The following is a 22,451-nucleotide window of genomic DNA, read 5'->3' on the forward strand; positions in this document are numbered from 1 at the left end:
TTTCGGCAACACACCATGCGCCTTCTTCCATTCTCCATCGCCTTGGTCGCCGCCCTGGCACAGCTGTCCGCGAGCGCCCAGCGCACCCGCGCCCTCGAACAACTGGCCATGACCATGGCCGGTTCCTACACCAGCGCCGCACAGGCGCAGGCCGACACCAGCTACTTCGAGATCGAACTGGAGATGGTGCGCATCTGGCCCAAGCGCAGGGACGGCGCATGGTTCTACGTGGAGCAGGCCACGGCCAGCAGCAAGGGCAAGCCCTACCGCCAGCGGATCTACCGGTTGAGCGAGGTGAACGACAGCACCTTCACCAGCGAGATCTTCAGCATCCGCGGTGGGGAGCGCCACTTCGGTGCCTATGCCGACGCGGCCAGGCTCGCCCTCCTCTCCCCGGACTCCCTGAGCCTGCTGGAGGGCTGCGCCATCACCCTGCATCGCCGGGGCGGCACCTACATCGGCAGCACCCACGAGCGCGACTGCCCCAACCAACGCAGCGGTGCCACCTACGCCACCAGCGAGGTCACCCTGCTGCCCGACCGCATGATCAGCTGGGACCGGGGCTACAACGCCGCTGGTGCGCAGGTGTGGGGCGCGGAGAAGGGCGGCTACGTCTTCATCAAGCGGCGCTAGTTCGCCCTCCCCTTGGGCAGCACCCGCCGCTGGTCGCTGAACGCACCCACCCACTGCAGGCTGATCTCCATGCCCCCGCGCAGGTGCGTGCTGCTGCGCAACCGGCTCACGTTGATGTCGTAGCTGAGCCCGATGGCCAGCTTGCGGCGATGCTCAAAGCGCAGCATCGGCACCACCGCGTCGTTCCAGCGGTAGAACAGCCCGAGGTGGAAGGCGCTGGTTGTCTTGTCGGTGGTGTAGCGCGAGTCCTGGCCGATGCGGCGGTGCATCAAGGTGCCGAAGATGACCTCGCGCGCAGCGCCCTGTTGCGATACGTACACCTTGGGCATCCAGGTCCAGCGGTCACCGCTGATGCGGAGTTCCGCGTGCGCCGTGTAGCGCCGCAACAAGCGGTCCTCCGCCGAACCAAAGAGGGAGATGCCGGGCTGGTTGAGGTGCATCACCGCCAGACCCGAGCTCCACTGCAACCCGCCGATGGTCTCACCCCGGCAGAGCAGACCCGCCCCCAGGTCGATGAACGCGCTGGTGCTCGAGGCCGCCGTTTCGCCGCTGGGCAGCGAGGGGTCGTAGCCCGCCCCGTTGTACTGGCTGTCCCAGCGCATGCCGTTCAGCACGGCGCTCCGCTGTCCGTAGCCGCCCTGCAGCCCCAACGCGATCAAGGTGCGCTCACCGCTGCGCAAGGCATAGGATACGCTGAGGTTGCCCTGCGTGTCGCCGAACCGGGTGCTGCCCGCGCGGTCACTGAAGGCATGCACGCCCACACCCAGATAGCGGCCGCGCATGCGGCCACGGAACACAGGCACATCATAGCTCAGCGCATGCGTGCGGAAGGGGCTGCCCACGCTCTGCCATTGGGTGCGGTGGAACAGTGCCACGCGTTGATCGCCCTCGATGTCGCCCGCCACGGCCGGGTTCAACACCAGGGGGGCATCGAAGAACTGACTGAAATGCACGTCCTGCGCGCTCCCGTGTGCCCCGCAGAACAGGAGGGCGCCAAGGCCCAGGGCGAGGTGCGTGGTGCGGCTCATCGGACCAGGGTGATGTTTCCGGTGCGCTCCTCCATCGCCCCATCGTCCAGTCGGGCGCGCAGCGTGTAGAGGTATACGCCGCTGGGACTGAGCGCCCCGTCGGCCGTGCCGTCCCAGCCGTGATCGGTGGTGGTGCTGCGGAACACCTGTGCGCCCCAGCGGTCATACACGGCGAACTCCAGCTCCAGTGCGGCCGGGGCGCGGGCGAAGAGGACGTCGTTCACCCCATCGCCGTTCGGGCTGAACGCATCGGGTACGATGACCGCCTCGCTGTCGCGGATGCAGATGTCCATGCCGAGGCTGTCGGTGCAGCCGCCGTCGTTCCACACCACGAGCTGCACGCTGTAGGTTCCCGCCACACCGTGTTCATACTGCGGGTCGGTGCCCCAGGCGTACGGCAGGGTGTCACCAGCGATCACCCAATAGCCGCCCGTGGCGTTCAGGCTGAGGTCAATGAAGGTGATCTCGCGCTGATCCCACGGCACACAGGGCTCATCCGGATTCGGGCTGAACAGGGCGGTGACCGCGGGCCAGCTGGGGATCTGGATGAGCGTGTCATGCGCACACCCGGTCTGGTCGTTCGTCACCTCCACGTTCACGACCGTGCCGGCGGGCAGCGCGATACTGTCACCTGTCTGCGGTGGAACGGTGGCCCAGGAGAAGGTGTAGGTGCCATCGCCGGACACGGTCCCGGCCACGTGACCCGCCTCTCCGTAGCACTGCATCGCACTGAACGTGAAGGCCTCCTGGAACGGAGGATGCACCGTGATGGTGATGCTATCCACCACCGGATCGCTGCAGCCATCGGTGGTGGCCACGATGTAGGTGGTGGTGGCAATGGGTTGCACGTTCTGCGTGGGCACCGGGAACAGGCCATCGCTCCATTGGTGGGTGATGAAGCCCCCCGGAAGGCCGCCGCTGGTGTTCACCGTGATGCTGCTGCCCCCTTCCTCGCAGATCGTGCTGGTGCTCACGTCCACCTGGGTGGTGAGCGCGGGATGGTCGGTGAAGGTGAAGCTGGTGCTGCTCTGGCAGTTCCCGCTGCCCACTGTGTACTCGATGGTGTAGGTGCCGTCCGCAAGCTGGGCGGGGTTGAAGAGCGTGTCCGTCAGACCGGTGAGCACGCCACCGGTCGGCGCAAGAGCCACATCGACAAGCACATCGTTGGAACAGTAGGTGTCCTCCACCCCGCTGATGGACGCCTGCTGGAAGAGCAGCACGGTGACCGTCACGCTGTCCGCACATCCCGCCGGCGTGGTGAAGTGCACCACATGCGTACCCTCGCCGGCCGCGGCCGGGTCGAAGCTTCCGGAGGGGGATGTCGCCGTGCCCTGCCAGTCCGCCCCCGGCGGCACCGAGGCCAGCAGGAGGGGTGCGTCCGCACTGCAGACCGTGAACTGGTCGGGTACCAGCTGCGCGGGATGCACGATGGCCAGCATCGTGTCACCGCAGGTGATGGCATCGTAGTGCAGCACATGCACGCCGATCCCCGCCGTGTTCGGATCGAAGACCGGATCGCCGTCCGCGTTGGTGCCGATGCCGGGTCCCGACCAGACGCCATCCCAGGGGGTACGGCCGGTGCTTTGTTCGTTCAGCACGAGCGCATCGTCGCCGGCGCAGAAGAAGAGCGTGTCGTCGTTCAGTTCGGTCCAGCCCACCAGGATGCCGATGGTGTCCACGCACCCGTTCGGTGCTGCGTAGGTCAGCTCATCCCAACCCATGCCCGCTTGCACGGGATCATAGGTGCCCGCGACCGGGTCCACGATGCCGTCGCCGCTCCACAGGCCGCCCGGCGGAACGGGGGCGGGGGAAAGCGTGAACAGCCCCTGGGACGGACATGCGCTGCGGCCACCTCCGATGTCCACCGGATTCACGTGGATGGTGAACTGCGCATCGCAGCCGTGGAGCACGTAGTCGATCACATGGTCACCACCACCGGCCTCATCGGGATCGAAGACACCCTGGATGCTGTCCACGATGCCGGGGCCGCGCCAACGCCCGCCGAAGGGCTGCGCGGCGATCGCGAAGGGCCAGGTGCTCTGGCACACGGTGTCCAGCTGGGTCTGCGCCACAATGTCGCCCACGTTCACCGTCACCGTATCGCTGCACGCCCCGGCCGTGTAGGTGAGCAGGTAGGCGCCTGCGACGGCCGGATCGAAGAGGCCGTTGGGCTGCACGTAGGGCCCGCTCCAGGTGCCGCCCATCGGTGTGGCGTCGGGCAGCTGGAACGGCGCACCGCCCGGGCAGGCGGCGTGCGTGAAGCTGGCGTCCATGCTGTCCACCACCAGGGTGATGGCATCGGCGCAACCACCGGGAAGCGTGTAGGTGAGCACGTGGGTGCCGGGGCCGGCGGTGTCCGGTTCGAAGGTGCCCAGCAGGCTGTCCAGCACACCGGCCCCGCTCCACAATCCGCCCGGCGGCGTGGCCTGCAGGTCGAAGGGCGCGGCCGACTGGCACACGGTCGCCGGCAGCGCCGCGATCTGTGGATCGTCCACCAGCACCGTCACCGAGCCCGTCGCCGTCTGGCCGGTGCCATTTTCGGTGACCTGCACGGAATAGGTCGTGGTGCTGGTGGGGCAGATCGGATGGGGCCCCGCACCCCCGCTGATCCCCTGATCCCAGCTGAAGGTGTATGTGAGGCAGCCCTGCACGTCGGCGAACAGGGTGGTGCAGGTCCCAGCGCACAGCGTGTCGTCCGTCACCTCCAGCAACACCCCGAGCGGACAGGTGGTGACCTGCGTGTTCGCGGTCAGGGTGAAGTACCAGAGCGAGTCGCAGCGGTCCTTCAACCCCAGCGTGAAGGCCACCGTGTACGGGCAGTTGCGGTCGAAGGGCGGATCGATGCCGAGCAGTACCGTGGAGGTCTCTCCTCCGGTGCAGTTGACCGGCATGGCCCCGGTGACCGCCGGATCTCCGGACCCGGTGACCACGAAGGCGCCCGGATCGATGGAGTCGCACGGGATCGGGTAGCTGAACTGCAGGGTGATGCCGGAGGCGGCACAGAGCGGCGCGACCGGCACGCTCATCACCGGCGGGACGGGAGGCTCGGCCACGCTGGTCCATTGCGCTTCGAACCCGCAGTACGCCACGTTCTCATCGCTCACGAAATGGATGGTGAGCTGTCCGCTGGTGGCCACGATCGGTGGCGGGGCCACGATGCCCGAGTACGCTGGCCCGATCTGCGGACTGGTGATCGAGGGACCGTCGTGGAAGGTGAGCAGGTCCAGCCCCTGTTCCAGGCAGAAGGTGGGCTGGAACACGAGCGTGATCGTGCTGCCCGCATCGATGGTGAAGACCAGGTCCTCGTTGTTGCCGTAGATGTTGCCCCCGGGGCCCTCCTCACTGTCCAGCAGGATGCCCTTGCACAGGGTCACCGTGGTGTCCGCCATGTTGAACTCCGGCAGCAGCTGCGCGTGCAGCGGCACCTGGCTCAGGACAGCGATCGCGGCGAGCAGGCGACGCATGGCTCACGGTACGTGTGTGGTGTCCGCCACGATGGTGATGACGGAGGTGGTGAGCTCGTTGCTCCTGTTCCCTGCGCGGTCGGTGACGAAGAAGCTGTAGTTCATCACCTCCTGGCCACTGTTGCCCAACAAGAAGAGCGGGGTCAGCTCCACTTCCAGTTCGCCCTGGATGGCCACCTGCGCGTCAGGCGGCGCCAGCGGAGGGATGTGGTAGCCATCAGCGGAACCCAACCGGCTGTCCTTCACCCACAGCGTATACGCATCGGGGTCGGCGGTGCCCAGATCACCATCGCCGTCGGCATAGGTGAACCGCACCCGTACCGCCTCATCGAACGCCATGACCTGCTGCGGGCCGACGCTCACCAGCTCGATCGCCGGCACCGGGTCCAGCGCGGCCTCCTTGCGGCACGCCGCAAGGGTCAGGACCCATACGAGAGCGATCGCGGTCCTCATGGGATGCGCAGGGTGAAGAGGGTGACCACCTCGTTGCTGCTGCCGTCATTGGGCACCTCCGTCACCGTGTCATGGTCGCCGTCATCCACATAGGCCCGCACGAACACCGTGCTGCCGGAATTCATGCCGGTGAGGTCGAGCGCAGCGCGGTGCGTGAAGGTGACCGGGGCCCCGCTGAAGTCGGTTCCCGCACAGGTGGAGCCGGTGTGCAGCGGCTGCTCCGGCACGGTGGGGAAGGCCGCGAGCGATGGCGCGGCGCGGAAGGTGTTGTGCGTGAACGCGGCGGGGGCGGTGGCATCATCCGCGAAGGCGAACCACAGGTCGATCGGCGCGGCGGGGACCTCGATGGGCTGCAGCCCCACACCGGTGGCCCGCGGGTAGGCCGGGCCCGTGGTGCCGGCCGGCACCGCCCTCAGGCCCACGGCCTGCGGTCGCTGGTTGCCCACGGCGGGCGGCTGGCCGTACATGTCCAGGGCGCCACCCTCGATCCATGCGGTGATGGCCGCGATGTACGCCTGCTCGTTCGCCGGCCAGTCGCTGTCCTGCAGCAGGTCCAGCGGCATGATGCCGCTGGTGTTCGGCACGAAGGCGGTGAGCCGCTCGTGCAGAAAGGAGGCCTGGGCATCGCCCGGCACCACGCGGTAGGTGAAGCTCTGCTGCGGGTCGTTCGCCGTCACCGGATGCAGCACGAGCGAGTTGTACGCACCGGCGATGGAGCGGAACTCCGGCTCGAAGGTGCCGTCATGGCAGCCGCTCACCGCGCAGGTGGGCCGGAAGATGCGCTGGTGCAGCCCGGCGAAGTTGCTCAGCGGAAGCAGCTGCGTGACGGTCTCCTCTGCAGGCCGTTCGATCGCGTCAAAGGGGTTCTCCTCCTTCTTACAGGCGACCAGAACGAGCGCCGCGCTGAGGATGATGAGGATGGAGGCGCGCATGGTTCAGATGCGGTCGAAGAGGCTCATGCTCTGGGGGTCGATCAGCCCGGCCGAGAGCACCTCATTCTTGATGCCGAGCAGCTCGGCCACCGTGGGCACCACGTCGGTGACGAGCCCCACGGGCGAGCCTTCGGAGCCCACCTGGAGCCCGGCCTGCACCCCGGCACCGGCCATCAGGCCGAAGACCCGGCGCGCGTTGGCGTCGCTGTGGTCGTAGCTGAACCAGTCGTTCTGGTCCTTGATCGCGTTGGGGTCGTCGTTGCGCCCGCACTCGGGCACCGCGATCAAGGTGGTGTTGCCCGCCATGCCCGGCACCTGGGTCTGGATGAAGTTCCACAGGTGGCCCACCGCATGGTCGGCACGGTGCAGGCTGGCCAGGTAGCCGGTGAAGTTGCTGTGGCACCCGTCCACTCCGCTGAGGTTCACCACCGTGAGCGTGGGCTGGAACCACCGGATCACCTCGCAGGCGTAGCCCACGGTGGTGAGGTCGCCGTTGTCGTGCACCGGCGGGTGGGCGATGGCGCCGTTCTGCGTGCGCTGGAACATCTCGGCCATGAAGGCCTTGATGTCCGCCTTCTCGGCCGCCGTGTTCCCGATGCCCGTGGGCGCATCCACCACATGTTCGAAGCTGTTGTCGAGAAAGGCCTTCATGGCGTACACCGGACCGAGCTGCTCCTCGGGGTGGTAGACCTTGGCATCACCGAGGTACTGCTGCCCCAAGGGACCGAACGTGACGTTCGGTGCGAAGAAGTTGGCCCCGTAGCGTGCGCCATAGGTGGGGTGCTCGCTGTAGTTGAGCAGGGGCACGCTTCCACCGATGCTGTTGCCCACGAACCAGCACTTGCTGGCCGGCACGCCCGCATGGCGGCGCAGGTACTCGAAGATGGTGGGGTTGAGCGGCTTCTGCTGCAGTCCCTGCGTGGCGGCCGTGTTGCCCTGGAGCAGCGAGTTCAGCCCGCCGAAGTGGCCGGTGCTCACCGCACGCATCTCCCGGAACAGGGTGCCCTGCTGCTGCAGGGATTGCCCCAGCACCGACGGGATGGGGTTGATGCCACCCAGCCCGGTGCCGTACACGATCTTCATCTCCGGCGGCGCGCCCGACAGCATGTTGTAGAGCACATTGCCCTCGTACGGTTCGCCCTGGCTGTCCGCCAGGTAGCGCTGCAGCACGCTCTCCTGCTGGCGCACGCCGCCGGCGAAGAGCACCAGCACCACATGCTGGGCCAGGCCCCCGCCGCTGGCCGCGAACAACCGGCCGCTGGGCAGGATGTAGGGCGCGGCGAACGCGGCGGCGGCGGCGGCCCCGGCCTTGCGGATGAATCGGCGACGGTCCATGGCTCAGTAGTAGAGGTGTTCGTTGCTCAGCGCGAACGCGTAGTAGACCAGCTCGGACGTGATGTTGGGGTCCGCGGTGATCAGATTGCGGAACCAGGTGCGTTCCGCCTCGGACGGATCGCGCACCAGGAACCGGCGGTAGGTATCGGTGATGAACGCGTCCAGGTCGGCGCGCATCGCCGTGTCCGAGGGCAGGATCACCCCCGGCTTGTTCATGAAGTTGCTGATCAGCACTTCGCGCGCCAGCTCCTTGTCGCCGATGCTCTCGATGCACTGCCCCAGCTCGAAGAGCGCATTGGCCGAGAGGCCGGTCTGGAAGAGGTTGGCGTGCAGGATGGCCGCATACTCCTCATTGGTCTTGAGCTGGTCCTTGTCCGGGCTGGGTGGACGCAGGTCCACCTGGTCCAGCTCATAGATCGGCTCCTTGCGGCAGCTCGTGGCCACCAGCAGCAGCATCAGGGCGAGGAGAAGGGGGGTGCGCATGGCGCTGCGGTTCAGCGGGTCATCGCGGTGGCCTGGAGGCCATCAGCGGCCGGACGGCCGCCAGGGCGGCGGGCGACGACGATGGCGGCGACGACCATGACGATCAGCGCGGCTTGGATGATGGTTCGGATCTTCGGTTCCATGGTGTTGATGGTTCAGTTGAGGTTGGCGTATTCATCGGTGATGAGGATCCGCAGCAGCAGGTCCTCGATATCCGTGGAAGGGCCCAGCGCGTCGAGCGCCGCCACGGTCTCGTCCGTGTCCGGCAGGCGGCCCATGAAGGTCACATAGCACCAGCGCACCAGTCCTTCGCGGGCCTCGGCGCTGCCGCTCATCAGCGCGGCGTACTCGCCCTTGTTCTGCCCGCTCTCGCCGAACAGCACGCCTGCCGCGTTCTGCTCCACCATGCCGTAGGCGATGTCGAACTCCGCGTCCGTGGGGTAGCGCAGCAGCAGGTTGTCGAAGGTGGCGTTCACATAATTGAAGCTGTTCATGTGGATCTCGTCGTACACCGCGTTCAGCACCATGCGGCGCATCATCTCGGTGATGCCGATGAGACCGTCGCGGAGGTCGGTGCGGCTGCGTTTGAGCGCGAGCAGGCGACCGAGCGTGGTGTTGGCGGCGTTGAGGCCGGCGGTGTTGCCCCCCAGCGAATCGGCCAGGGCCTGTTGTTGGGCGTTGCCGATGAAGCCATCGATGACCTCGTCGCTCACCCCCTCCAGGAAGCGGGCCTTGCTCAACTCGTAGAGGCGCGTGCAGAACTTGTTGCGGTAGCTGCTGTCGTCCGCCAGGAAGGCCGTGCTGGTCATCACCTTCTGCACCAGCGCGGAGCGTGCGCTCATCGACAGGCCGGCGGCCTCCAGCGCGCCCACCTCTGCGCTCATCTCCACATCCAGCGGCTCGCGTCCCAGCAGGTCGATGAACAGGCGGTTCACGTAGTTCTCCACCAGCACGGTGGGCACCCCTTCATAGTTCGGGGCCTGGTTGCCGCCGATCACCTCGGGCTCCTTGCGGCAGGCCGTCAGCGCCAGCACACACACCATCAGCAGCCACCAGCCGGTGGCGCGCAGGGTGGCGCAGCGTTCCCAGTGCTCCGTGCGGCAGAACATGGCCGGTTGAACGGCGGCCAACCGCCCGGGATGCCCTCCTTCGACGAACAGGGTGTGCCCGTCGACGACCTGGCTGTCACTCGGGCCGTGCGCCCTGCACCTCGGCGCTCCACCGGCGGACGAGGCGGTTCTGGAACAGGGCGCCGAGGAGGATGGTGGCTGCGGTGGCGATCGACACCAGCACCATGAACGTGGCATTGATGCGCACGCGCACCATCACCTCGGAGAAGAAGGCCGCGTACAGCCCGAGCACGGACCAGTACATGAAGACGAGGTGCAACTCCACCTGGCGCACGGTGCGCGGCCGCGACCGGATGGCGCGCATTCCAGCGAGCACGGTGAGCGCGCTCACCACGGCGGCCACGTGGAACGGACCGAAGGTCCCGAACAACCGGTACATGCCGAACGCGGTGGTGTTCAACACCACCATGCCGGCGACATACACGTATCCGGTCCGCCGGTGGCCCCGGGTGCCCTTGCGGCGCAGCAGGACCAGCGCGCCGAACACCATCGCCAGCAGGGCCGGACCAAGGTGTGCCCAGCTGAGGAACGTGTATGAAGCGATCTCCTTCATGGTCGACCCAGATATCCTTTGATCGCCTTCACGTATTCCTCGAACGCACGCAACCCTTCCGGTGTCAACCGGCACATGGTATTGGGATAGTTGTCGCGCATGCCCTTGGTCACCTGGATGTAGCCGGCCTCCTTCAGCTTGCTGATCTGCACACTGAGGTTGCCGCGCGTGGCACCGGTCTTCTCCAGCAGGAAGTTGAAGTCCGCGCGCTCCACGGAGACGAGCAAGCTCACCACCGCCAGCCGCAACTGGTTGTGCAGGACGGGATCAAGCGGTGCGAAGGGCATCCTCCTGGCGTTTCAGCATCAGGCCCGGGATGATGTAGCCGAACACCATGGCTCCGCAATAGAGCAGGGTGAGCGTGAGGGGGTCGTCGCTGAAGTGCATGGCGATCCCGGCGACCCAGAAGAGGACGCCGCCAATGATGAGGGGACGGAATCGGAGGATCTGGCCCGTCATGAACGTGGGGATGCCCGTGAGCAGCGTGACCATGGCCCCGGGATCACGTCGATCCAGCACGCTGACCACGATCATGATCATCATGGTGATGACGTACGAGGACCACAGCCAGCCGATGAGGCCGTCCATGGGATTGTTCACGGGCTCGCGACGGCCCTGCCTCGCACCATGAACGGAGCTCACGATGCCCCCAAGGATCCCTGCGATGCCCCAGGGAGCCCCCTGACCCCAGGCATCGGGCTGGTCGCGCAACACGTAGGTGGCGACCATGGCCAGGGTCAACAGCACCCCCCACATGAGGAAGTAGAAGCTCAGTTTGCTGAAGCTCTTCTTGGCCTGGCCGATCATGCTCTCGATCAGCCGCAGGCTCTGTTCAGGCGTCATCGGGGTCTCCATGGTCGATCTTGTTTATGGTGCAAACATAATTGTGTTTATGGTATAAACAAAATACCGCGCTCTCTTTGTGCCATGCCTTCCCTGTTGATCGCCGGCGCGACCGGCCTCGTGGGCCGGTCCGTCCTGGAGCAGGCCCTGGCCGACCCCCGGTGGGACCGCGTGGTGGCCTTGGCTCGGAAACCGCTGGCCCCCCACCCCCGCCTCGAGGTCTGGACCGGCGACCCGGACCTGCTCGGCGGACTGCGTGCGCAGCGCGTGGATGCCGTGCTGATCGCCCTGGGCACCACCATGCGGCAGGTGGGCGGTGACCGCACGCGCTTCCGTCATGTGGACCATGAACTGGTGCTCGGCATCGGCCGATGGGCGCGTGCGATCGGCGTGCCGATGTGCGGGGTGGTGAGCGCCGTGGGTGCTGATGCACGCTCGGCCTTCTTCTACAACCGGGTGAAGGGCGAGATGGAGGCGGGCCTGCGTGCGTTGGGCTTCCCCGCGCTCCACGTGTTCCATCCCTCCATCCTCACGGGACCGAGAGCGGAACTGCGCGTGGGCGAGCGCATCGGCATCGCCCTTACGGCGGTCGTGGCCGCGCTGCTTCCCGATCGTTACAAGCCGATGCCGCATGATGTGCTGGCCTCGGCGCTGTTGTGCGCCGCCCGGCATCCCGGCACGGGCGTGCATGTGCATCACCACGCCGCCATCCGCCGCATGGCCGGTCAGAACACCACGGACTGAACCTCCTTGCCGCCGGCCTGGGCCAGGGCGCTCATCAGGCGGTCGCGTTCGCGCATGAACGCTTCGCGGTGAGCGGGCGCCACGGGATCGGCGCTGGGGAACTCCTCTCTGCGGTGATCCACCTGATGCCCGTTCTTCCAGAACCGGAAACACACATGCGGGCCCGTGGCCAGGCCCGTGCTGCCCACCTCGCCGATCGTTTCGCCCTGGCGTACCCGCTGACCCGCTCGCACGAGGATCCTGCGCATGTGCAGGTACTGGGTGCTGTACGTGCCGTTGTGGCGCAGCTTCACATAGTTGCCGTTGCCGGCGGTGTAGCCCGCCTTTTCCACCACGCCATCACCCACCGCCTGTATCGGTGTACCATAAGGCGCGGCGTAGTCGGTGCCCAGGTGGGCCTTGAACCTCTTCTGCACCGGGTGGAATCGCCGTTTGCTGAAGCCCGAACTGATCCGGCTGTACTTCAAGGGCGCCTGGAGGAAGGCCTTGCGCAGGCTGTGGCCTTCCGCGTCGAAGTAGCCGCCCTTTGCACTGTCCGGAGCGAAATGGAAGGCCTCGCGCTCCAGGCCACCGCTGCTGTAACGTGCCGCCAGCACCTGCGGATCGCCGTACGGCGATCCGTCCACATGGCGCTCCAGGAAGACCACGGTGAAGCGGTCGCCCTTCTGGATGCGGTAGAAGTCCACCGTCCAGGCGAAGACCTCGGCCAGCTGCAGGCTCAGCAACGGATCCACGCCGGCGCGCGCCAGGTCGTTGTATAGCGCACCGGTCACCTCCACCTCCACGGCACGCTCGGCGGTGGACACCGGACGGCGGTGCACGTGAACGTCCAATGGCAGCGTGGTGGTGAAGACCACATGCTCCACGGCGTCGGCCTCGTACACGAAGTAGCGGAGCTGGCGGTGCGCATCATCGGTGAAGATGAAGGCGATGGGATGACCGGCCCGCATGCGCCGCACGTCGAAGGTGCCCTCGGCCATCCGCACCAGGCTGTCCACCAGCGGATACGGGATGCCGTGCGCGGCCAGCAGGTCGCCGAAGGTGCTGCCGCTGCGCACCTTGCTCCGTTCCACGACGAAACCATCCAGCGGTATTCCATAGGCGCTCGGTGGGTCGGGTACGGTGTCCGAGGCCAGCACCGCGACCTGCTCGGGCACGTACTCCACCGGCGGTGTCAGGTCCACGGTCAACACGATGCCGAGCACCAGCAGCAGCATGCCGGCCAATGAGCCCCACAGTCGGATCCTCCTCATGGATGGGCAAGAAACAGCACCCGCCCGAGCGGGAACGCTTGTGGCGCCCGGATCATTTCAACGGCGCGTTGGGGATAGCGTGACTACTTCACCTTGGCGATCGGGTGCACAAGCCCCTCATGGCCACTGAGCTCCATCTTGATGGAACCCACCAGCACCTTGGCCTGGGCCAGCACCGGGATGCGGTTGCCGTCGTCGGTGATCCACACGTTGAGGTCGTCGTTGGTGGCGAAGATGCGGCCCTCCTGCACCACCGGTTGGAACTTGAGGCAGCGATAGCGGCCGTTGCGGATCTTGATCGTTTCGCGGCCGATGAAGCGCATGCGCAGCGGCCACAGTTCATCGTCCAGGAAGCAGGGGATGGTGAACTCCTGGCCCGGGGTCACGCTCGAGAGGTCGAGCGTACGGGCGTAGTAGAAGGCGCTGAGCATGTCCTGCACGTGAAGCGGCACGGCATGGCTGCGCTGCTTCTGGGTGGTCACCACCTGCTTGTGCTGCAGGTACACGTAGTCCTGCGAGAACTCGTAGCCCCCCTCGCTCACGCTGCGCTTGAAGATCCAGGGGAACACGCCATCGCGGTCGAACCAGGTGTCGTAGCGGTCGTCCACCTTGTAGAAGAGGTTGAAGGCCCCCAGGCTGCGACCCACCCCCTTGGCATGCAGCAGTGGACGGCCCTCCATGCGGAGGTCGCTCTCCTGCAGCTCCAGCACGGCCTCGCCGGCATCCATCAGGCCGTAGTGCACCACGTAGGTGAGCTTTTCGCCGGGCCGGAAGGCGTTGTGGTCCACGGTGCGGAGCTCGGCCCCCCCGCCCATCGCGCTCACGGGGACCGGCAGCTGCGCCCGGCCAGGACCAAAGCCCAGCACCAGCGTTCCGACCAGCAGTCCGTCACGGATCATGATGTCCACTACGCAAAGGTGATGCCGATCGGTACGGTCGCTCATCCGCAGCCGGTGGCGCCCGCTGCGTGCCGGCACAAGGTGTGCTGCCTCCTCCGCTTTATTCCGCCAGCGCGAAGGAGGGAACGGTACGACACGCACCGGACGAAGGCACCTCCTGTACGGCATCGCGGCCAGGCCTGAGCGACCCGGACCTGGTGTGCATCCCGAGGGTCGGGAGGTCGTGGTCACCCCAGGTACCCCGGAGCGCAGCGACGACGACGATGTCAGGACGGCCCCGCGCCGCCTATGGCAGTTGCGCGTTCCGCACCGCCGTGGGCACCGTGCCGCCGATGTTCTGCAGCAGGATATCGCGGTCGTTGCTGCCGCCGGTGTACTTCACCTGTCCGTCCATGTTCACATCCTCGCGGCGGTATTGGCCGCTGAGGGTGGCGGTGGGCACGGTGCCGCCGATGGTCGTGAGGATGGGGTCGCGGTCGTTGCCACCGCCGGTGTATTTCACTTGGGCGTTGAAGGTGACGTCGCCGGCCCATAGGGCGCGGGTGGGGAACGCGCCGGTGATGGACTTGCGCGCGTCGGTGCCCAGGATGCCGAAGAGGGTGCCGGTGAACTCCATCCAGGCGATGGACACCGGGGTGAGGTTCCACAGGTCGCTGGTGCAGATGGCCAGGTGGTTGCGGTGGCGGAAGCTCACCACATAGAGGTCGGCCGGCACATCCAGCCGCACGGGGCTGAAGCCGTCCACATCGACCACATCGCCATCGCGCTGCAGCAGGGCCGCGCGCGCATACAGCACCACGTCGGGATCGGCATCATCACGCAGCTCCATCAGCACCCAGTCCACGATGGCGTTGTTGCCGGTGACCGCCAGCACGGCCGGGGCCACGGTCTCGCCCCCCCCGCCGATGTACGCATAGCCCAGGGCGGTGTAGGGTTCGGTGGTGGGGACCAGGCCTTGAGCGCGGAGCGCATCGCTCATCAGTCCGGTGCTGCTGTTGTACGGCCCCTCCAGGAAGAGGCGCGGGGTGGCCAGGGGTCGCAGCACATTGGACACGGCGGCGAAGGCGTTGACCAGACCGTGGCCGTACTGGATGTCGAAGCCGGCGGTGCCCAGGTCGGTGGCGGTGGTCTGCAGCACCTGCTCCACTTCCGCGGCGGTGAGGGTGGGGTCGGCGCTCAGCACCAGGGCGGCCACGCCGGCGGCATAGGGCGAGGCGAAGGAGGTGCCCTGCACCACCGCATAGTCGCCGGAGCTGTATCCGGCGCTGCCGGTGCGGTCGGTGCTGTTGATCGACGAGCCGGGGGCGGAGAAGGACAGGCCCGCGTTGAAGTTGCTGAAGGAGGACAGGGCGCCGGTGCGCGTGATGGAACTGACAGCGTTCACGGTGGGCAGGCTGCTGGGATAGCTCAGCGCGTTGCTGGCGTCGTTGCCGGCGCTGGCGAAGTGCACCATGCCGCCGTTGCGCGTGTTGGTGTACGCCGTTTCGATGGTGGCGCTGGTGAAGCCGTAGTAGTTGCTGTTGTTGGTGACGCGCGCGCCGATGGTGACCGCCCAGTCCAGGGAGGCCACCGTCCAGCTGGCCTGGCTGCTCCAGTTGCCGTTGCTGGTGGTGCCGATCATGGTGCGTGCGCTGGCGCTTCGTGTGCCCGGGGCCACGCCCACGGTGCCGAGGCTGTTGTTGATGGTGGCGCTGACGCAGCCAGCCACGGCGGTGCCATGGTTGTCGAAGCTGTTGGCGGGTCCGCCGCCCACCGAGCCGTCGTTCGTGGTGTTGGTGCCCGGCACCTGCATGATGTCCGGGTGGGTCTGCTCCACGCCGGTGTCGATGATCACCGTGATGATGGAGGCGCTGCCCTGCGTGAGGTCCCAGGCCTGGGAGGCCTTCATGTCGATGCCTGCCGTGCCGCCGCTCTGCCCGGTGTTCAGCAGACCCCAGCAGCTGGTGAACTGCGGGTCGTTCGGCACCAGGTCGCCACGTCCGCTGAAGACCATGTCGGGTTCGGCCTCCAGCAGTTCAGCGCGCAGGGCCAGCGCATTGGCGGCGGCGATCACCTCGGCGCCGGTGCGCAGCTGCGGGCTGCGCAGCACGGTGACCCCCGCGCCGGGGAACTCCTGGTGCACCGTGAGCCCCACCTGCCGCGCGAGCGCTTCGCGCCGTTCGCCATCGATGCCGCCGGCAAAGGCCGCCAGCACCTGTGGCGTCGGGAACATCAGGCCGCCCAGATCGTCGACGTACGCCGCCGCGGCGAAGGTGACGCCGGGCATGCGGGCGATGGTGTTCACCAGGTCCTGTTGCGCCTCCGGCGTCAACGCAGCGGTGTTCAGCACCACCCAACCGTGCACCGCATGCGGCTCGACGCGTTCCCGGTGCAGCCCCAATCCGGGCAGGCCCTCGCGAAGGACCGTGGCGTACCGCTGGGGCTCGAGCTGCACGGCGATGCGGGTGGGGTCCGGACGCAGGGGAACGTGCGCCTTGTGGTGGATCACCGTGGGTGGTGCCACCGCCTTCACCGTCCAGGGTGCAGCGAGCAGGACGAGCACACCAACGATCACGGACAGGCTGGTGCGGGCCTGCAGGGGTGCAGCGGCGGAGGTGTTGCGCATGGGGTGCGGTTGGTGGGGTAAGGTAGAAGGCCGGGATGACCCGGCAAAGGGCCGGCTGATGCGGATGTCCACGATGCGCGCGAAGCGTGTCGCAGTTCCCGGCTCTACGCCGGTAGGTGGTGCTTGTGGTCCATTGGCGGATCGGTCAGCGGAAACCCGGCTGCCTTCGGCCAGTATCTACGGTGCGTTCGTGTGCAGCAGCTTCACCACCTGCGCACCGTCCTCCCCGACAATGAGCAGGTGGTAGGGCCCGGGCGCCAGGGCGGGCAGCTCGAGCATCAGCGCGGCTGAAGGTGCGAGCACTGCGCGGTGTTCTGGTGTGGTCACTCCCCTTGCTGGTGGCGCGGGATCGGTAGATCCACCAGTGTCCACGTCTACGCAACACATCGGCAACCGTCGCTACAACGCCCCGTCTTGCAAGGCGTGGCCCCGGGCACCAACGCTTGGCGCTTCCGATCCATGCGTCGACCCGTCCTCGTGGCCGCTCTGCTGGCCGCTTCCTGTTCCCTGGCCCAGACCCTGGTGCCCAACATGCCCGACCCGAACATCGATGTGTACGCCATCGAGAAGATCGGCGGCACGGTGTACATCGGCGGTGGCTTCACCACGGTGAACGGCCAGCCGTACACGCGCCTGGCCCGCTTCAACGCGGCCACCGGGGCGCTGGACAGCTGGGCTCCGCAGGTGGACAACAACTACGTGAACACGATCACGCGTGCGGGCGACAAGCTGATCGCCGGCGGCTCCTTCAGCGCGGTGAACGGCCAGTCACGGCTGGGCATCGCCATGTTCGACCTGGCCACGGGTGCGCTCGAGCCGTGGATCGACGTGGCCAACTTCGTCAGCTGGCGCCAGGGCGTGGCGGCGCAGGGCAGCACCTTCTACTACTGCCCGTTCAGCCCCTGCCGCATCGTGGCGGTGGATGCCACCACCAGCCTGCCCACCGGCTGGGAGAGCACGCCGAACTTCGAGGAGCAGGGCTACATCAATGCGCTGCTGGTGGCCGATGGCTTCGTGTACGCGGGGGGCGACTTCCGCTTCGCAACAGGCGCGTCCATGTTCGACGACCTGTGCCGCTTCCACCTGTCCACGGGCGAGCTGGACAGCACCTGGCACCCGCAGCCGGCGGTGAACAACTTCGGCATCACCTCCATCGTGCGCACCAACGACCACGTGGTGGTGGGCGGCGACTACGATGTGATCGCCGGGCAGAACCGACAGGGCGTGGCGGCCTTCACGCCCAACGGGACGCTGGCGCCCTTCAACCCGAACAACAGCAGCTACGAGGTGCTGAGCCTGTTCCCGGGCGGCGACCGCATTTGGGTGGGGGGCAACTCGTACCTGATGGGGGGCCAGACGCGCTACCGGATCGCCCAGCTCGACCTGGCCACCGGGGCCGCCACCTGCTGGAACGCGGCCCCGATCAGCAACGGCTGGAGCACGGTGCAGGCCATCCTTGTGGCGGGTGACACGGTGTACGCGGGCTCCTTCGGTGGTCCGGAGCTGGCCGTGCTTGTCGGTGGTCCCCTGCCCCCGGCCCCGGCCTCCATCACCGGACCGGCTGCCGTGGCTCCGGGTTCGGTCATGACCTACACCGTGCCCTTCATCGCCGGCCACACGTGGACGTGGACCATCAGCGGCGGCACCGGAAGCTCCACCACCAACAGCATCGACGTCACCTGGGGTTCCGGCCCGGTGGGCGTGGTGTCCGTGGTGGCCAACAACACCGGGCAGTCCAACTGTTCCAGCGATCCCACTGAACTGCAGGTATCGATCTCAGGCACCAACGGTGTGGGTGCGATCGAAGCGGAGGCAACAGGGATCGTGCTGTTCCCCAATCCGACCACGGGCCGGCTCACGATCCGGCGGGAGAATGAGGCACCAGCGGAGATGGACGTCCGCGTGGTGGATGCGCTCGGTCGCGAAGTGCGGTCGGCCCTGCTGCGGGGATCGGCTGCGGAGCTGGATCTGGGCGGCCTGCCGGCCGGCTGCTACAGCGTGTTGGTGAGCACAGCTGATGGCGTGTGGTCCGGTCGGGTGATGAAGGAGTAGGTCGCCCTACGCCCGCACCACGCGTATACGCACCACGGAGCCATCCGCACCGCGCAGCAGCGCGCAATAGGCCCCACTGGGCAACGGGGACAGGTCCAGCACCACTTCCAAGGCGCGGGGCGCGGTCACCAGCACGGCGCGCCCCTGTGCGTCGAACAGTTCCACCGAGTCGAGGCGAGCACCGGTTGATCGCAGCAGCACCACGCCATCGGCAGGCACCGGCTGCGCCGTCACCTCCAGCGCCCGGTGCTCGAGGATGGCCGTGGTTCCGGGGTCGTAGAGCACGGCACCACCGGGTACCGTGTTGTGGCCACTGCCGGGTCCGGTGTTGCCCGGCGCCACCGTGCCGTAGTAGGTGGGGCCGATGACGTACGGATAGGCCGGCTCCAGCTGATCGTTCAGGGTGACGAAGTAGGCGTAGATACCGCCCGGGTATTCGGGCGTTACGCCGTAGCGACCGTTGTGTTCATCCAGCTCGCCGCTGCTGGCCACGTACTCATGGTCCTCGATGAAGGCGCCGAGCGGATATTGGGCGTTGACGGCGGGCCCATGCTGGTTGGCGGGCAGGGCGGTGCCATCGGGCAGCGTGGTGCGGGCGCTGATGGGGCGTACCTGGTAGCTGCTGCGCATGCGCACAATGCCGCCTGTGCCATCCGGGTTGGCGAAGCCATAGGCTCCGTAAACAGGATACCCATCGAACGCGTAGCCGATGAGGTCGCTGTGCTGCTGGTCGTTCAAGTGGTCGTAGAGGCAGTTCGGCGACACGTGGTGGTGGTACTCGCCGTTGGGCGCGGGATGGCCCAGGCAGAGGTCGAAGCTGCTGCCTTCCCAGAACAACGCATCGCGGTTCCACACGCCCTGGTTGTTGTAGCTCATGCCGTCAAGGGCGTTGAAGATGCTGACGCCGTTGCGCCACACGCCGATGTGACCGAGTTGGGTGGCCACCGGCGTTCCGGTGTTGGGCTGCGGTGAGCGGGTGATGCGGAAGCAGAAGTTCTGGTTGGCCGGGCTGTTGGGGTTGCCGGCCCACGGGCCGATGTCGTAGCCGGGGATGCAGGTGCTGGTGACGTACACGTCCGCTGCGGTGTAGTGCACGCTGAGCACGTTGGTGGCGATGCCGCCGTAGCCGGTCTCGTTGCCGGGGTTGATGATCCACGAGGTGACCTCGGGGCCTTGGGCGAAGGCGGTGGTGGTGGCCAGCAGGAGGGGGAGGTGGAACGCTCGCATGGGGATGGGGTCGGCCTTGGACCGCAAGGTCGCCCAAAGGTTCAATTCCCGACCTGGACCCCGGGAGGCTGCGCACATGCGCATAGGTCACGTGGGCCGGACGATCAGGTGTGGTGCACGGATCGGAGGGGGCGGGCGACTGATCGGCATCAGCGATGTCGGCTGCCTTCTTGAACCATCTTTCACCCGGCCCGTATACGCGGCTTTTACACGAACCCCGTCCGCCAATGAGCACCACCGCCCACCTCCGATGGCTCCATGAGGTCGAACTGAAGGACATCCCCACCGTGGGCGGCAAGAACGCCAGCCTGGGCGAGATGATCCAGCACCTGGGCAAGCTGGGGGTGAACGTGCCTGGTGGCTTCGTGGTCACCGTCGCGAGCTACGAGGCCTTCATCGCACACAACGAGCTCGACCAGAAGATCCGCGACATCGTGTCCGCGCTCGATGCGGATGATGTGGAGAACATCCGCCGCACCGGCCTTGCGGTGCGCACCCTGATCAAGAACGGCAAGTTCCCCGAGCCCATCTGGAAGGGGATCATGGCGCACTACGATGAGCTCAGTGGCAAGTACGGCCAGGAGGCCACCGATGTGGCCGTGCGTTCTTCCGCCACCGCCGAGGACCTGCCGGATGCGTCGTTCGCCGGCCAGCAGGAGACCTACCTCAACATCCGCGGACATCAGGACCTGATCGCCGCGGTGCGCAACTGCTTCGCCTCGCTGTGGACCGACCGCGCGATCGTGTACCGGCAGACCCGCGGCTATGACCATTTCGACATCGGCCTCAGCGTGGGCGTGCAGAAGATGGTGCGCTCGGACCTGGGCGCCAGCGGCGTGGCCTTCAGCCTCGACACCGAGAGCGGGTTCAAGGACGTGGTGCTGATCAACGGCAGCTATGGATTGGGCGAGATGGTGGTGCAGGGCGCGGTGAGCCCCGACGAGTTCATCGTGTTCAAGCCCACGCTGGCCAAGGGCTACAGCGCCATCATCGAGAAGAAGATCGGCAACAAGGACCGCAAGATGATCTACGGCGTGGAGCCCGGAAAGCCCACCTCCGTGATCCCCACCGAACGCGCCCAGCGCAACCGCTTCTGCGTCACCGACGAGCAGGCGTTGGAGATCGCGCGCAGCGTGGTGGCCATCGAGACGTACTACAGCGACAAGAAAGGCACCTGGTGCCCCATGGACGTGGAGTGGGCCGTGGACGGGCTCACCGGGGGCTTGTTCATCGTGCAGGCCCGGCCCGAGACCATCCACAGCCGCAAGGCCGACGACCGTGTGGTGGAGTTCAAGCTCGATCACCCCGAAGGGGTCGCGCAGCCCAAGGTGATCGCCAAGGGCATCGCCATCGGCGACCGCGTCGGCGCCGGCACGGTGCGCATCCTCTACAGCCTCGATGGCCGGGGTGGCGGCATGGACGGCAAGGACTTCAAGCAGGGCGATGTCCTGGTGACCGACATGACCGACCCCGATTGGGAGCCGATCATGAAGAAGGCCAGCGCCATCATCACCAACAAAGGCGGCCGCACCTGCCATGCCGCCATCGTGGCGCGCGAGATGGGCGTGCCCGCCATCGTGGGCTGTGGCAACGCCACCGAACTGCTGGACACGGGCATGCAGGTGACCGCCAGTTGTTGTGAAGGCGACAACGGGGTGATCTATGACGGCATCATCCCCTTCCGCAAGGAGGAGACGATGCTCACCGATCTGCCTGATGTGCGCACGCGCATCATGCTCAACGTGGCCAGTCCCGACCTCGCGTTCAAGTTCGCCGCGCTGCCCAACGCGGGTGTGGGCCTGGCGCGCGAAGAGTTCATCATCAACAACTACATCCAGGCGCACCCGCTGGCCCTGCTGCAGCACAAGGAGCTCGGCGATGTCACCCTCAGCGGCAAGATCAGCTACCTCATCCACGGCTACGAGGACGAGGAGACCTACTTCGTGAAGCGCCTGAGCTACGGCATCGCCAAGATCGCCGCGGCCTTCCACCCCAACAAGGTGATCGTGCGCTTCAGCGACTTCAAGAGCAACGAGTACCGCAACCTGCTCGGGGGCGAGCACTACGAGCCGCACGAGGAGAACCCGATGATCGGCTGGCGCGGCGCCTCACGCTACTACAGCGACGCGTACAAGGAGGCCTTCGGCCTGGAGTGCAAGGCCATCCGGCGGGTGCGCGAGAAGATGGGCCTGAAGAACGTGGTGGTGATGATCCCCTTCTGCCGCACGGTGGAGGAACTGCTCGCGGTGAAGAAGGTGATGAAGGAGTACGGGCTCGAGCGCGGCAAGGAGGGGCTGGAGCTCTACCTCATGGCCGAGATCCCCAGCAACATCCTCATGGCCGAGGAGTTCGCGCAGCACATCGACGGCTTCTCCATCGGCAGCAACGACCTCACGCAGCTCACCCTCGGACTGGACCGCGACAGCGCGCTGGTCTCGCACCTCTATGACGAGCGCAACCCCGCCGTGAAGCGCATGCTGGAGCAGCTCATCCGCACGGCCAAGCGCACGGGCACCAAGGTGGGCATCTGCGGGCAGGGCCCCAGCGACCACCCCGATTTCGCGCAATTCCTCGTGGAGCTCGGCATCGACTCCATCAGCGTGACGCCGGACAGCCTGTTGAAGACCCGCCGGGCCATTGCCGAGGTGGAGCGCGCCGTCGCAGAGCAGCGCGTGTGATCGCGCTGTCCTATTCGCCGAGCTTGAAGGCGATGGGCAGCGTCATTTGGGAGGCCGCGCTTTTTGGAAGGACGCGCGGCGCCGGGGGATGAGCCAAGGGCGCAACTGAGGGGAGTGGGTACTCTGGTCGGGTCATTCG

Annotated in this window: 18 protein-coding genes; 4 read left to right on the forward strand and 14 right to left on the reverse strand. The window is 66.9% G+C overall.

Annotated elements, in window-relative coordinates; all coding sequences use genetic code 11:
• Positions 1-15 precede the first annotated feature (15 nt).
• Entirely contained in the window at positions 16-633 is a 618-nt protein-coding gene (locus IPM49_12365; protein MBK9275314.1) for a chromophore lyase CpcT/CpeT, read from the forward strand.
• Here the strand turns inward: IPM49_12365 and IPM49_12370 are convergent.
• From IPM49_12370 to IPM49_12415, 10 genes are all read right to left on the reverse strand, one after another.
• The gene (locus IPM49_12370) at positions 630-1,661 is read right to left on the reverse strand and encodes a PorP/SprF family type IX secretion system membrane protein (GenBank protein MBK9275315.1); all 1,032 of its coding nucleotides are present in this window, start codon (positions 1,659-1,661) and stop codon (positions 630-632) included. The two genes, IPM49_12365 and IPM49_12370, sit on opposite strands and share 4 nt — an antisense overlap.
• Positions 1,658-5,125, reverse strand: a complete 3,468-nt coding sequence (locus tag IPM49_12375) for a gliding motility-associated C-terminal domain-containing protein (GenBank protein ID MBK9275316.1) — start codon at positions 5,123-5,125, stop codon at positions 1,658-1,660. The genes IPM49_12370 and IPM49_12375 overlap by 4 nt, the downstream gene beginning before the upstream one ends.
• A 3-nt stretch (positions 5,126-5,128) precedes the next feature.
• Positions 5,129-5,578, reverse strand: a complete 450-nt coding sequence (locus tag IPM49_12380) for a hypothetical protein (protein ID MBK9275317.1) — start codon at positions 5,576-5,578, stop codon at positions 5,129-5,131.
• Positions 5,575-6,510, reverse strand: coding sequence for a hypothetical protein (locus IPM49_12385; protein MBK9275318.1), 936 nt, complete (start codon positions 6,508-6,510; stop codon positions 5,575-5,577). Before IPM49_12385 ends, IPM49_12380 begins: the two co-directional genes overlap by 4 nt.
• A 3-nt stretch (positions 6,511-6,513) precedes the next feature.
• On the reverse strand, positions 6,514-7,845 hold the full coding sequence (locus IPM49_12390; GenBank protein ID MBK9275319.1) for a hypothetical protein: 1,332 nt from the start codon (positions 7,843-7,845) through the stop codon (positions 6,514-6,516).
• 3 nt (positions 7,846-7,848) lie between these two features.
• A complete protein-coding gene (locus IPM49_12395; GenBank protein ID MBK9275320.1) occupies positions 7,849-8,328 on the reverse strand; it encodes a hypothetical protein in 480 nt (159 codons plus the stop codon).
• Between the two features lie 155 nt (positions 8,329-8,483).
• Complete coding sequence (locus IPM49_12400; GenBank protein ID MBK9275321.1) at positions 8,484-9,437, reverse strand: hypothetical protein; 954 nt, start codon at positions 9,435-9,437, stop codon at positions 8,484-8,486.
• Between the two features lie 76 nt (positions 9,438-9,513).
• The gene (locus IPM49_12405) at positions 9,514-10,011 is read right to left on the reverse strand and encodes a DUF2306 domain-containing protein (protein MBK9275322.1); all 498 of its coding nucleotides are present in this window, start codon (positions 10,009-10,011) and stop codon (positions 9,514-9,516) included.
• On the reverse strand, positions 10,008-10,298 hold the full coding sequence (locus IPM49_12410; GenBank protein MBK9275323.1) for a transcriptional regulator: 291 nt from the start codon (positions 10,296-10,298) through the stop codon (positions 10,008-10,010). The genes IPM49_12405 and IPM49_12410 overlap by 4 nt, the downstream gene beginning before the upstream one ends.
• A complete protein-coding gene (locus IPM49_12415) occupies positions 10,279-10,866 on the reverse strand; it encodes a hypothetical protein (GenBank protein ID MBK9275324.1) in 588 nt (195 codons plus the stop codon). Before IPM49_12415 ends, IPM49_12410 begins: the two co-directional genes overlap by 20 nt.
• A 72-nt stretch (positions 10,867-10,938) precedes the next feature.
• Here IPM49_12415 and IPM49_12420 point away from each other — a divergent pair, with 72 nt between their 5' ends.
• Positions 10,939-11,598, forward strand: a complete 660-nt coding sequence (locus IPM49_12420) for an NAD-dependent dehydratase (GenBank protein MBK9275325.1) — start codon at positions 10,939-10,941, stop codon at positions 11,596-11,598.
• Here the strand turns inward: IPM49_12420 and IPM49_12425 are convergent.
• From IPM49_12425 to IPM49_12435, 3 genes are all read right to left on the reverse strand, one after another.
• Complete coding sequence (locus IPM49_12425; GenBank protein MBK9275326.1) at positions 11,580-12,851, reverse strand: peptidoglycan DD-metalloendopeptidase family protein; 1,272 nt, start codon at positions 12,849-12,851, stop codon at positions 11,580-11,582. The two genes, IPM49_12420 and IPM49_12425, sit on opposite strands and share 19 nt — an antisense overlap.
• 83 nt (positions 12,852-12,934) lie before the next feature.
• Entirely contained in the window at positions 12,935-13,759 is an 825-nt protein-coding gene (locus IPM49_12430; protein MBK9275327.1) for a DUF3108 domain-containing protein, read from the reverse strand.
• Between the two features lie 277 nt (positions 13,760-14,036).
• Positions 14,037-16,355 (reverse strand): S8 family serine peptidase, encoded by a 2,319-nt coding sequence (locus IPM49_12435; GenBank protein ID MBK9275328.1) that lies wholly within the window; start codon positions 16,353-16,355, stop codon positions 14,037-14,039.
• Between the two features lie 459 nt (positions 16,356-16,814).
• Here IPM49_12435 and IPM49_12440 point away from each other — a divergent pair, with 459 nt between their 5' ends.
• A complete protein-coding gene (locus IPM49_12440) occupies positions 16,815-18,407 on the forward strand; it encodes a T9SS type A sorting domain-containing protein (protein MBK9275329.1) in 1,593 nt (530 codons plus the stop codon).
• A gap of 6 nt (positions 18,408-18,413) precedes the next feature.
• Here the strand turns inward: IPM49_12440 and IPM49_12445 are convergent, their stop codons facing one another.
• Positions 18,414-19,634: a YHYH protein gene (locus IPM49_12445; protein MBK9275330.1), complete on the reverse strand. Its 1,221-nt coding sequence runs from the start codon at positions 19,632-19,634 to the stop codon at positions 18,414-18,416.
• 227 nt (positions 19,635-19,861) lie between these two features.
• Here IPM49_12445 and ppsA point away from each other — a divergent pair, with 227 nt between their 5' ends.
• Complete coding sequence (ppsA, locus tag IPM49_12450) at positions 19,862-22,312, forward strand: phosphoenolpyruvate synthase (protein ID MBK9275331.1); 2,451 nt, start codon at positions 19,862-19,864, stop codon at positions 22,310-22,312.
• Positions 22,313-22,451: the final 139 nt, after the last annotated feature.

This window comes from Flavobacteriales bacterium (assembly GCA_016715895.1).
Classification (GTDB): domain Bacteria; phylum Bacteroidota; class Bacteroidia; order Flavobacteriales_F; family PHOS-HE28; genus PHOS-HE28.